12 protein-coding genes are annotated in these 12,012 nt (G+C 65.6%); 6 read left to right on the top strand and 6 right to left on the bottom strand.

Going from position 1 to position 12,012, the window contains the following annotated elements:
- Positions 1-5: 5 nt before the first annotated feature.
- Together JQ633_RS07405 and rnhA are read left to right on the top strand one after the other, a co-directional pair.
- On the top strand, positions 6-986 hold the full coding sequence (locus JQ633_RS07405) for a homoserine kinase (protein ID WP_211983995.1): 981 nt from the start codon (positions 6-8) through the stop codon (positions 984-986).
- The gene (rnhA, locus tag JQ633_RS07410; protein ID WP_076860910.1) at positions 974-1,435 is read left to right on the top strand and encodes a ribonuclease HI; all 462 of its coding nucleotides are present in this window, start codon (positions 974-976) and stop codon (positions 1,433-1,435) included. The genes JQ633_RS07405 and rnhA overlap by 13 nt, the downstream gene beginning before the upstream one ends.
- A 353-nt stretch (positions 1,436-1,788) precedes the next feature.
- Here rnhA and JQ633_RS07415 read toward each other — a convergent pair whose 3' ends face one another.
- From JQ633_RS07415 to JQ633_RS07440, 6 genes are all read right to left on the bottom strand, one after another.
- Positions 1,789-2,274, bottom strand: a complete 486-nt coding sequence (locus JQ633_RS07415; RefSeq protein WP_211983997.1) for a peroxiredoxin — start codon at positions 2,272-2,274, stop codon at positions 1,789-1,791.
- Positions 2,275-2,382: 108 nt separating this feature from the next.
- Positions 2,383-2,940 (bottom strand): DUF924 family protein, encoded by a 558-nt coding sequence (locus JQ633_RS07420; protein ID WP_211983999.1) that lies wholly within the window; start codon positions 2,938-2,940, stop codon positions 2,383-2,385.
- 30 nt (positions 2,941-2,970) lie between these two features.
- A complete protein-coding gene (locus tag JQ633_RS07425; protein ID WP_211984001.1) occupies positions 2,971-4,653 on the bottom strand; it encodes a long-chain fatty acid--CoA ligase in 1,683 nt (560 codons plus the stop codon).
- 187 nt (positions 4,654-4,840) lie between these two features.
- Positions 4,841-6,268: a D-alanyl-D-alanine carboxypeptidase family protein gene (locus JQ633_RS07430; RefSeq protein ID WP_211984003.1), complete on the bottom strand. Its 1,428-nt coding sequence runs from the start codon at positions 6,266-6,268 to the stop codon at positions 4,841-4,843.
- 205 nt (positions 6,269-6,473) lie between these two features.
- The gene (locus JQ633_RS07435) at positions 6,474-8,252 is read right to left on the bottom strand and encodes a glucan ABC transporter ATP-binding protein/ permease (protein WP_211984004.1); all 1,779 of its coding nucleotides are present in this window, start codon (positions 8,250-8,252) and stop codon (positions 6,474-6,476) included.
- A 228-nt stretch (positions 8,253-8,480) separates the two neighbouring features.
- Positions 8,481-9,542 (bottom strand): ABC transporter substrate-binding protein, encoded by a 1,062-nt coding sequence (locus tag JQ633_RS07440; RefSeq protein WP_211984193.1) that lies wholly within the window; start codon positions 9,540-9,542, stop codon positions 8,481-8,483.
- Positions 9,543-9,791: 249 nt separating this feature from the next.
- Here JQ633_RS07440 and JQ633_RS07445 point away from each other — a divergent pair, with 249 nt between their 5' ends.
- From JQ633_RS07445 to JQ633_RS07460, 4 genes are all read left to right on the top strand, one after another.
- Positions 9,792-10,229, top strand: a complete 438-nt coding sequence (locus JQ633_RS07445) for a hypothetical protein (protein ID WP_211984005.1) — start codon at positions 9,792-9,794, stop codon at positions 10,227-10,229.
- A 112-nt stretch (positions 10,230-10,341) separates the two neighbouring features.
- A complete protein-coding gene (hisE, locus tag JQ633_RS07450; RefSeq protein ID WP_211984006.1) occupies positions 10,342-10,743 on the top strand; it encodes a phosphoribosyl-ATP diphosphatase in 402 nt (133 codons plus the stop codon).
- A gap of 63 nt (positions 10,744-10,806) precedes the next feature.
- Positions 10,807-11,388, top strand: a complete 582-nt coding sequence (locus JQ633_RS07455) for a YqaA family protein (RefSeq protein ID WP_211984007.1) — start codon at positions 10,807-10,809, stop codon at positions 11,386-11,388.
- Between the two features lie 47 nt (positions 11,389-11,435).
- Positions 11,436-11,978 (top strand): hypothetical protein, encoded by a 543-nt coding sequence (locus JQ633_RS07460; RefSeq protein ID WP_249158906.1) that lies wholly within the window; start codon positions 11,436-11,438, stop codon positions 11,976-11,978.
- Positions 11,979-12,012: the final 34 nt, after the last annotated feature.

Raw genomic sequence — 12,012 nt, forward strand, 5'->3', positions numbered from 1 at the left:
ACCATATGGCGGTCTACACCGACGTTGCCGCCGAAGACCTCGCGGAATTCCTCAAAAGCTACGACATCGGCGAATTGCTCTCCTACAAGGGCATCGCCGAGGGCGTCGAGAATTCGAACTTCCTGCTGCACACCAGCCAGGGCGCCTACATCCTCACGCTCTATGAGAAGCGTGTGGCCGAGGACGACCTGCCGTATTTCCTGTCGCTGATGGCGCATCTCGCCGGGCGCGGCGTGTCGTGCCCGCAGCCGGCGCGCAATCGCAAGGGCGAGGTCTACAGCCGACTGGCCGGCCGGCCGGCGGCGATCATCAACTTTCTCGAAGGCATGTGGCCGCGGCGGCCGAACGTCGTGCATTGCGCCGGCGTCGGCGAGGCGCTCGCGAAAATGCATCTGGCCGGCCATGATTTTCCGATGGTGCGGACGAATCCGCTGTCGGTCGAAGGCTGGCGGCCGCTGTTCGATCTCGCAGCGGCGCGTGCCGACAGCGTGCAGGCGGGCCTGTCCGACTTCATCGCGCGCGAGCTGGATCATCTCGAGGCGAACTGGCCAGGCGACCTGCCGGTCGGCGTCATCCATGCCGACCTGTTTCCCGACAATGTGTTCTTCCTCGGCGATCAGCTGTCCGGCCTGATCGACTTCCCGTTCTCGTGCAACGACATCCTGGCCTATGACGTCGCGATCTGCCTGAACGCCTGGTGCTTCGAGCCGGATCACTCCTTCAACGTCACCAAGGCGCGCGCGCTGCTCAACGCCTATCGTCGCGTGCGGCCATTGTCGGCGGCGGAGGAGGCGGCGCTGCCGCTGCTGGCGCGCGGCGCCTCGATGCGATTTTTGCTGACGCGGCTCGTCGATTTCCTCAACGTACCCGAGGGCGCGTTGGTGCAGCCGAAGGATCCGCTGGAATACGTCCGCAAGCTGCGCTTCCAGCAGAACGTCGCTGCCATCAACGACTACGGTATCACGCCGGCAGGATGCGCGGCGTGAGCGACAAGCCGCATGTGATCGTTTTCACCGACGGTGCCTGCTCCGGAAATCCGGGGCCGGGCGGCTGGGGCGCGATCTTGAGGTTCGGCGAGGTCGAGAAGGAATTGAAGGGCGGCGAAGCGCACACCACCAACAACCGCATGGAGCTGATGGCGGCGATCTCGGCGCTGGAAGCGCTGAAGAAACCCTGCGTGGTCGATCTGACCACCGACAGCCAGTATGTCCGCCAGGGCATCACCGGCTGGATCCACGGCTGGAAGCGCAACGGCTGGCGCACCGCGGACAAGAAGCCGGTCAAGAATGTCGAACTGTGGCAGCGCCTCGATGCCGCGCTGAAGCCGCACGAGGTGCGCTGGCACTGGATCAAGGGCCACGCCGGCCACGCCGAGAACGAGCGCGCCGACGAACTCGCGCGCGAAGGCGTCGCGATGGCAAGGCTGAAGGCGTAGGCGTCGCTGCGTAGCGTGGGTAGAGCGAAGCGAAACCCACCGGCCGTGATACGCGGCTGATGCCCTACCCACAACTGTCATCGCCCGGCTCGACCGGGCGATCCAGTATTCCAGAGACGGCAGTGATTGAGCCGAGAAGCCGCGGCGTACTGGATCGCCCGGTCGAGCCGGGCGATGACAGTGTGTTTTGCGGCGCTGTATCAGGCAAAGGCGCCCTTGCGCCATGCCCACCATCAAATGCCGTGCTCGCGATGGTGGGCACGCTTCGCTTTGCCCACCCTACGAACTGCCTCGCCAATAACCGGTGTCATCGCCCGGCTTTACCGGGCGATGACAGTCCGCGGGGCGTCAGCTCAGAGCTGGCCGAGCAGCGTGTCGCCGCCGGAGACCTCGACCTTGCCCGGGGCGGGCTCGAGGTTGAGCTTCTTCACCACGCCGTCCTCGACCAGCATCGAGTAGCGCTTGGAGCGGATGCCGAGGCCGTTGCCGGAGGCGTCGAGCTCCATGCCGATCGCCTTGGCGAAGTCAGCATTGCCGTCGGCGAGGAAGACGGCTTCGTCGCGCTGGTCGGTGTCGCGCTTCCAGGCGTTCATCACGAAGGCATCGTTGACCGAGACGATCGCGATGGTGTCGACGCCCTTGTTCTTGATGGCATAGGCGTTGAGGAAGATGCTCGGCAGATGCATCTTGTGGCAGGTGCCGGTGTAGGCGCCGGGTACGGCGAACAGGGCGACCTTCTTGCCCTTGAAGATATCGTCGGTGGTTTTGACCTGCGGCCCTTCGGCGGTCATCACGCGAAACTTGGTTTCCGGCAGCTTGTCGCCAACATTGATGGTCATCGTCATTCTCCCTCGCTGAAGCGGACCTGTCTTAGACCCGGCGCTTGAACGGCACAATACGAACTGGCGGCGGATCGGCAATGGCGGCGGACGGTCACTGTTCCGTCATCAGCCGGAAAACCCGCCGCCGTCGAGGAAGGCCTGCTCCTCGGCGGTCGTCTGGCGGCCCAGGATCCGGTTACGGTGCGGGAAGCGTCCGAACCGGCGGATGATGTCGGCGTGGTCCTCGGCGTATTTCAGGTTGTCGGGATGGCCGCCGTGCTCCGTGAACAACGCGACGCAGCGCTGCTGGTCGGCGAGGTGCTCGGAGTGCTCGAACGGCAGATAGAAGAACTCGCGCAACCGCGGGTCGACCCGCGCGTCGGCGCCGCGGTCGATGGCCCGGCCGGCCACCTCGCGCGCCAGCGCATCACTGGCATAGGTCATGGCGTCGCCACGAAACATGTTGCGGGGAAACTGGTCGAGCACGATGGTCAGCGCCAGCGCGCCCTCGTCGCTCGCCTCCCATGATGCCAGCTCGCCGGCGGCCGCGTTCTGCCAGGTGGCGAGAAAGCGGTCGCGGATCTCGGCATCAAGGGCGGCGTTGTGCGTGTACCAGCCGTCGCGGCCGGCCGCGCGCCAGAACGCGACGATCTCGTCGGGCGTCGCAACGCGGGCGTCAGTCATGTATTCTTCCAACGCCCGCATCGCTTTTGTTCAGGCCGCAGCCTTCTTCTCGTCGCGCAGCTCGCGGCGCAGGATCTTGCCGACATTTGTCTTCGGCAGGTCGGTCCTGAATTCGATCTGCTTCGGCACCTTGTAGGCTGTCAGCTGGGTGGTGCAATACTTGATGACGTCCTCGGCGGTGAGGTTCGGGTCCTTCTTGACCACGAAGGCCTTCACCGCCTCGCCGGACTTGGCGTCCGGCACGCCGATCACGGCGCATTCCAGCACGCCCGCATGGCTCGCGATCACTTCCTCGATCTCGTTCGGATAGACGTTGAAGCCGGAGACCAGGATCATGTCCTTCTTGCGGTCGACGATCTTGGTGTAGCCCCTCTCGTCCATGACGCCGATGTCGCCGGTGCGGAAATAACCGTCCGCCGTCATCACGCGCGCGGTCTCATCGGGTCTGTTCCAATAGCCCGACATCACCTGCGGACCCTTGGCGCAGATCTCGCCGGCTTCGCCGAGCGGCAATTCATTGCCGTCGTCGTCGCGGATCGAGATCCAGGTCGACGGCACGGGCAGGCCGATGGTCCCGGAGAACTCGGTGATCGTGGCGGGATTGCAGGTCAGCGTCGGCGAGGTCTCCGACAGGCCGTAGCCTTCGGACAGCGAGACGCCGGTGACCTTCAGCCATTTGTCGGCGACCGGCTTCTGCGTCGCCATGCCGCCGCCATTGGCGATCTTCAGCTTGGAGAAGTCGAGCTTGTCGAAGCCGGGCGTGTTCAGCAGGCCGTTGTAGAGCGTGTTGACCGCCGGGAAGAAGCTGACCTGGTATTTCGACAGCTCCTTGACGAAGCCGGCCATGTCGCGTGGGTTCGGAATCAACAGATTGGTGCCGCCGGCCCGCATGCCGAGCAGATAGCACGCGGTCAGCGCAAACACGTGATAGAGCGGCAACGCGCAGACGATCACCATCTGCTCGACGATCGGCGGCTTTGCCAGCGCCGGCTGCAACCAGGCGTCGTTCTGCAGGACGTTGGCCAGGATGTTGCGATGGAGCAGGGTCGCGCCCTTGGAGACGCCGGTGGTGCCGCCGGTATATTGCAGGAAGGCGACGTCATCGAGCGTCAGCGCCGGCTTGTTGAGCCTGGTGGCGCGGCCGGCCGACAGCGCCTCGTTGAAGGTGACGGCGCCCGGGATTGACCAGGGCGGCACCATCTTCTTCACCCGGCGCACCACCAGATTGATGATCATGCCCTTGAGGCCGAGCAGGTCGCCCATGCTGCCGACGATGACTTGCTTCACCTGGGTGTTGGGGAGCACCTTCTGCACGGTGGTGGCGAAGTTCTCCAGCACGACGATCGCTTCGGCGCCGGAATCCTTCAGCTGGTGCTCGAGCTCTCGCGGGGTGTAGAGCGGATTGACGTTGACCACGGCAAAGCCGGCGCGCAGCACGGCGGCGGTTGCGATCGGGTACTGCAACACGTTCGGCATCATCAGCGCGACGCGCGCGCCCTTCTGCAGGCCCTTGCTCTGCAGGTAGGCGCCGAGCGCCGTCGACATCTCGTCGAGCTCGCGATAGGTGATCGCCTTGTCCATGCAGATGAACGCCTTGCGATCGGCGAACTTCTTGAAGCTCTCCTCCAGCAATTCGACCAGCGAGGAATATTGCGTGACGTCGATGTCGGCGGGCACGCCGGCCGGATAGTGCTTGAGCCAGATGCGCTCCATGGTCGTGATTCCCCTCTCTCAAATTCTGCCTGATGTCCCGGATTGCTTCCGGGTTGGTCCGGCCCTCGGGCCGCCGCGTGGCGGACCCTTTGCCGCCTTGTTTTAGGCAGTATTGAGCAATGCCACGGTCGATGGCAAGCCGCTGCGCGCTAACGACGCAATGGGTGACGGCGGGCCGGGTGGTCCGCTAGCTGGCCGGCTTGGCGTCGGCCTTCGGTTTGGCGGCAGCCTTGGGTTTCGCGGCGGGTTTTGTCGTGGCCGCCGGCTTGTCGACCGCAGGCTTTGCCGCAGCCGCGGGCTTGGCGGCCGGCTTGCTCGCGACCGGCTTCGCAACTGCGGCATCCGGCTTGGCATTGGCGTGGCGCGCCGGCTTGGCGTCACCCTTGGCAGTCTTGCTATCGCTCTTGGTCTCGGCTGCGTCGGGCTTGTTGACCCTGACGACGACGCGGGTGCGCTTGCCGCGCTTGACCGGCTGCAGCTTCTCGCTGTCGGCCTCGGTGGCCGCGATCAGCGCCGCGCCGGACTTGGTCGGACCGGTATAGACGATCACCGGCTCCGATGCCGCCGCCGGCAGCGCCAGCAGTTCCGAGGGCTTCGGCATCGCCGCCTGCAGACCGGTCGCGAAGAAGGCCATGCCGCCCTCGCCGCCGTTGCCCGAGCTGGCCACCGTGTCCTCCTGGTCCTCGTCGCTGGCCGGCCGCTTGTGCTTGCCGCCGCACATCTCCTCACGCAGGTTCGGCGGGGTGGTGTCGACGGGGACGAGGTTGTCGACGCTGCCGAGCGAGGGGCGCAGCCAGGTCATCCCTGAGCCGTTGAAGCCGCGATCCAGCAGCTGTGCGGCGCGGATCGCGCGCATGCGGCCGGAGGAGGCGCCGAGCACCACGGCGATCAGCCGCCTTCCGTCGCGCGTCGCCGAGGCCACGAGATTGTAGCCGGAGGCGCAGATGAAGCCGGTCTTGAAACCGTCGGCGCCGGGATAGCGTCCGATCAGCTTGTTGAAATTCGCGGTGACACGGCGGCCGAAGCGGATCGAGGGAATGTGGACGAAATATTCGTATTCGGGCAGGTCGCGAATGATGGCGCGGGCGAGGATCGCCATGTCGCGCGCCGAGGTGATCTGGCCGTCGGCGGGCAGGCCGTTCGGATTGACGTAGCTCGTTTGGGTCATGCCGAGCTTCTGCGCGGTCTGGTTCATCATCCCGGCGAAGCCGTCGACCGAGCCGCCGATGCCTTCGGCGAGCACCACGGCCATGTCGTTGGCCGACTTCACCAGCATCATCTTCAGCGCATTGTCGACGGTGACCTGCGTGCCCGGCCGGAAGCCCATCTTCGAGGGCGATTGCGCGGCCGCGGTCGGCGACACCGTGATCAGCGTGTCGAGCGACACGCGGCCCTGCTTCACCGCCGTCAGCGTCACATAGGCCGTCATCAGCTTGCTGAGCGAGGCCGGATACCACGGCATCGTCGCATTGTCGGCCTGCAGCACCTTGCCGCTGTCGGCTTCGATCAGCAGCAGCGCCTCGGCCGCGGCCATGCGCGGCAGCGCGATGGCGAGCATCGCGACGGCAAGAATCCATTTCAACGATGGGCGCAGCAACGGGCGAAGAAAGTGCACGAGTCCGGTTCCGGTCCTTTGAGACCCGCCTCGAAGAAGGAAGGAGGTCTTCGCGAATGTGACGTCGGGTTTCAAGCGTGTCCGGGGCCGCTTTGCGGCAATGCAAACCCTATACCGGCTTGCCAGTCGAGAACAGAGGCCGCCCAACTTAATCGTGGACGAAACAGGCTGAATTTCGGCAGCCGCCTCAATTGGAAAGCTGGAATCATGGTGCCTCGATACTGGCCCGTGCCTGGTCCTGCACCATGAACTGGGCGCGCGCGAGTTCGGCAAAACGCCCGCCTTTCGCCACCAGTTCATCGAAAGTTCCGCTTTCGATCACGCGTCCCTGGTCGAACAGCAGGATGCGGGTGGCGTGGCGGATGGTGGAGAGGCGGTGCGCGATCACGAAGGTGGTGCGGCCCTTCATCACTTCATCGAGAGCAGCGTTAACCTTTGCCTCGGTGACGGCATCGAGCGCGCTGGTCGCCTCGTCGAGGATCAGGATCGGCGGATCCTTCAGCAGCGCGCGCGCGATCGACAGCCGCTGACGTTCGCCGCCCGACAGCATGCGGCCGCGCTCGCCGGCATGGGTGTCGAACTTCTTCTCGCTGCGCTCGATGAAATCCAGCGCCTGCGCGCGGCTGGCTGCGGTCCGCAGTTCCTCGTCGGTGGCGTCGGGCTTGCCGACGCGCAAATTCTCGGCGATCGAGCGGTTGAACAGCAGCGCCTCCTGGAACACGACGCCGATGTTCCGCCGCAGCGCGGTCAGCTTCAGCGCGCGGATGTCCATGCCGTCGATCTCGATGATGCCGGATTGCGGATCGAAGGCGCGATGCAGCAGCGCGATCGCGGTGGACTTGCCGGCGCCGGTCGAGCCGACCAGCGCGATGGTCTGGCCGGGCAGCGCGGTGAAGGACAGGTCCTCGATCGCCGGCCGCTTGCCGTCATAGGAGAACGAGACGTCCTTGAACTCGATCAGGCCGGACAGCCGTCCGGGATCGACCGCGTCGCGGCGGTCGCGCACCGCCGGCACCGCGTCGAGCACGTCGAAGAATTCCTGCAGGCGCGGCGCTTCCATGAACACGTTGTTGATGAAGCTCACGACCTGCTCGAGCTTCTGGATCAGCATGGTCGCGAACGAGACGAACATCACGATCTCGCCGACCGTGGTGAGATTCTGATTATGCAGCGCGATGCCGACGGTGAAGATCGCCAGCACCGTGATCGTGGTCGAAGCGCGGGTGATCACGGTGACCAGCGCCCACCACGACAGCACCGGCATCTGCACGGCGAGCAGCTTGTCGGCGACGAAGCGCAGGCCCTGCACCTCGGAATCGATCCGCACGAAGCTCTGCACCAGCGCGACGTTGCCGAGCGCGTCGGAGGCGCGCGCGGAGAGGTCGCTGTAGAAGGCCTCAACCTCGCTCTGCATGCCGTAGGTCTTGCGCACCACCAGCGTGGTCAGCACGGTGAACACGACGCAGAGGATGAACAGCAGCACCGCCAGCCGCCAGTTGATGTAGAGCGAGAGCGGCAGCAGCACGACCAGCGACATGATCGCGGCGAAATGTTCGCGGAAGAAGCCGAGCCAGAGCCGCCACAGCGCATCGGTGCCGTTCAGCATCACCTTCATCAGCCGTCCCGAATGGGTGCCGGAATGGAAGGTCAACGGCAGCTGCATGATGTGCTCGAAATAGCCGGTCAGCACCGCCTGGCGCTGGCGGTGCGCCAGGCGGTCGGCCTGCAACGCCACGAACGCGCTGCAGCCGATCGTGAACAGGCCGAACGCCACCCAGGCGGCAAGCAGCGGCCAGGCTGAATCGGTGGCGAACATTCCGGTGGCTGGCCGGCCCGACAGCACGTCGACGATCTTGCCGAACAGCACGGGCTCGGCGAACTGTGCGCCGGCGAGCAGCAGGTTGGCGGCGGCGAGGATCCAGCCGAGCCGCGCCTCCTTGCCGAGCAATTCCAGGACACGGGTGTAGAGGCGGATCATGGACATGCCGGCGGGACTCTCAAGCGATCGGCGCCTGATCAGGCGGGACACGATCTAATCAGGGTTTGCGGTGAAGGGCCAGCGGCCTCCCCACGCCGTCGTCCTGGCGAAAGCCAGGACCCATAGCCACCGAATTTGATTGGTGGTGGGATCGCGGCCCTAGCGTCGCGCAACAATCAACGGCTGGGGTAATCGGTCCTGGCTTTCGCCAGGACGACGGCGACTCCTATGGCCTCAATTCACCAGTCGGCCGTCGATCGGCGGCAGGAACTGTTCGTCGAAGATCTCGGACAGATGCGGCGGCTTCTGGAATTTGAAGTCCTCGCCGAGCTGCTCGATCGAGCGCTCGAAGCGCGCCGGCTCGATGCCGCCGATGCCGTCGCGCTTCACCTCCGCGGTGAGGATGTTGTCGCGGATGATGGCCTGCAGCCGCTCGAGCTCGAGGTCGCGCGAGCCGCCGTCCATCCGGCTCGCGACCTCGGTCGCGGCGCGGGCCGGGTCCTTGATTGAAAGATTGGTGCCGCCGATCACCGCGCGGATGAATCCCTTCACCGCCTCGGGCTTCGCCGCGGCGAGGTGCGGGCTGACGATCACGGCAAAGCCGTAGGCCTCGCAGCCATAATCGGCGAAGCGCAGCACCGCAAGATCGTCGGCGGGCACGCCGCGATCGCGCAGATTGATCGCCGACAGATAGGAGAAGCCGGTGACGGCATCGACCTGCCCGGCGGAGAGCATCGGCTCGCGCACCGCGGCGCTGATCGTGCTCAGCTTCACGCTCGAGAGCTTGATGCCGTTCTGCCTGGCGACCGCCGGCCACAGCCGGATCGACAGGTCGCCCTCGGCGACACCGAGGCTCTTGCCCGGCATGTCCGACAGCGCCTTGATGCCGCGGCTCTTGCGCGCGATGATCGCGTAGGGCGCCTGGTTGAACAGCACGAACACCGCCTTCACCGGCGAGGCGCCCTGTTTGTCGCGAAACCGGATCAGCGCGTTGATGTCGACCAGGGCGAAGTCGCTGGCGCCGTCGGCGACGCGCGCGATCGCATCCGCCGAGCTGGTGGCGACATTGGTGCCGACCGCGAGCCCTTCGGCGCTGAACAGGCCGCCGATCGTCGCCATCACGAACGGGGCGGCGGCGGCATCGAGCGGACGATCGAGCGTGAACTGGATGGTGACCGGCTGCGGCGGCGGATCGCTCTCGGCGCGCAGCGGCGCCGCGCCGGGCCACGCGCCGCCGCCAAGGCCGAGCACGACGGCCAGCATCAAGCGAAGGAAGGTGGGCCGACTTATCTGCATCACGTCTGCATCACGACATCCGGGTGGCGAGACAAAGTGCCGCGCCGGCTGCGCCTGTTTCATGACATCGAGCACGTCATGGCAAGCGTCAATTGCGGACATTCTGCCTCATGCAAGCTGAATGGCCGATGACTGCCACGATTTCGCCCGGGGTTGTTCAGCTTGCATTCGGGTTGCGGAACCCAATGTAGGCAAAGTGGTTAGCTACATGGTGGCCCGTCGGGCCAGCTCCCACAAAGGAAGACTGCAATGTTTGCGCGAAAAGGTGTTTTTTCGTCCATTGGCCGCGCAGCCACGCTGGCAACGGTTGCCGCCGTGGCGTTGACGGCCGTTGAGCCGACGATGGCGTTCGCAGGCTCCGCTCAGGCGGGCAAGCCCGCCGCGGTCACCACGTCGCACGGCACCAGCGGTGCGACCGACATCAGCGCGCGCCGCCGTTATTATGGTGGTGGCGGTGCAGCCGCCGCGGCCGCGTTCGCCGGTATTGTCGGCACGGGTCTCGCGATCGCCGCGGCCCAGAGCCGCCGCGACTACTACGAAGACTCTTATGGTTACGCCCCGGGCTATTACGGCGGCGGACCGGTCTATTACGGCGGCCCGGCCTATTATGGCGGTGGACCGTACTATGGCGGATACGGTGGCTACGGCGGTTACCGCAGGTCGCAGCTGCCCTATACGCCGTACTGACATCGAAGCTTCTCGCAGCTGTCACAAACCCGCCGGCCGAGGCCGGCGGGTTTTCTCGTTGTGGTGCGCGGCGTTAACACGCTGGCGACAGGTTTCGATTAGGCTCGTCAGTATGAGTGATTCGATCGAGCGGCTTTATCGGGCGGTGATCGCGGCCAAGGATCTTGATCCGGCCACGTCACGCACGGCACGGCTGTTTCAGCGTGGCCCGGCGAAGATGGCCAAGAAGCTCGCCGAGGAAGCGATCGAGGTCGTGATCGACGCACTCGGCCGCAAGCCGGATGCCGTCGTGCGCGAAAGCGCCGACCTGCTCTACAACCTGGCCGTGATCTGGGCGCAGGCCGGCGTCAAGCCGGAGGACGTCTGGCGCGAGATGGAACGGCGCGAGCGTCTGCTCGGGATCGCGGAGAAGCTGCCGAAGACGCGGGTCAAGTTGCCCAAAACCGCGCCCGTTCCCGTGGTTCGGCGTCGAATTGTCGCGTTGGAAAGCTCCCTGCGCAAACGGCAGTCCTAAATCGCCGAAAATCAGTTCATTCCCGGCATGGACAAATCCGCTCCATGATGGTTCATCGCGGCCATGCTGAAACGGATTTACGACTGGTGCATCGGCGCCGCCGACAAGCCCTACGCGCTCTGGATTCTCGCAGCGGTCGCTTTCGCTGAGAGCTCGTTCTTCCCGATCCCTCCCGACATCATGCTGCTGCCGATGTCGCTGGCGCGGCCGCAGCGGGCGTGGTGGTTCGCCACCGTCTGCACCATCGCATCCGTCGCCGGCGGCGTGGTCGGCTACGCGATCGGCGCGCTGCTCTACGACTCGCTCGGGCAGTGGCTGATCCATCTCTACGGGCTGTCAGACAAGGTCGATGCGTTCCGTGCCTCCTACAACGAGTGGGGCGCGGTGATCATCCTGCTGAAGGGCCTGACGCCGATCCCTTACAAGCTCGTGACCATCACCTCGGGCTTCGCCGGCTACAACATCTGGCTGTTCGTCCTGTGCTCGATCGTCGCGCGCGGCGGCCGCTTCTTCTTCGTCGCGGTGCTGCTCAACCGCTATGGCGACACGATCCGCAAGGAGCTCGAGAAGCGGCTCGGCCTCTGGGTCGCGATCGGCGCCATCGTGCTGGTGCTCGGCTTCGTCGCCGCGTTCAAGCTGATCTAGCGTCTGCTTGCTTTGCGGGGGGCTGGCTTCGCGTTACGCTCGCCGCAATGGCTGATCGAATCGACAGGCTGAACTCCGGCAGGGCGCGCGTTGTGATGGCGGGGCTGGCCCTGTCGATCACTCTGGCAACTCTCGACCGCGGCTGGGCGCAGGCAGCACCAGTGCTGGGCGTGCAGCCGGGCGCGCAACAACCGCTGCCGGCCGAGCCTCCGCCGCAGCAGATCGCGCCGGCGGCGGCCCCGGCCGAACGCGAGAACCCGGGGCTGATCAACGAAATCGGAAAGCTGTTCAAGCAGTCGGGCACGCCCTCGCAAGCGAGCCCCGGCGAGACCGTGAACGTCCTGCCGAACATCGCGCGTCCGTCCTCGATGGTGTCGGGGCGCACGGCCTGCGTCGTGGCGTCGAACGGCGCGCCGGACTGCAAGCTCGGCGCCGACCTGCTGTGCCAGAGCAAGGGCTTCAAGGAAGGCCGCAGCCTCGATATCTCCACCACCGAGAAATGCTCGCCGCTGGTCTATCTGCCCGGCCACAAGCGTGGCCCGAACGATTGCAAGGCCGAGAATTTCGTGACGCGGGCGCTCTGCCAATAGCCTGGGCAGATTGATGTCTGGGATGCCAGACACC

The organism is Bradyrhizobium tropiciagri, assembly GCF_018130505.1.
GTDB classification, from domain to species: Bacteria; Pseudomonadota; Alphaproteobacteria; order Rhizobiales; family Xanthobacteraceae; genus Bradyrhizobium; species Bradyrhizobium tropiciagri_B.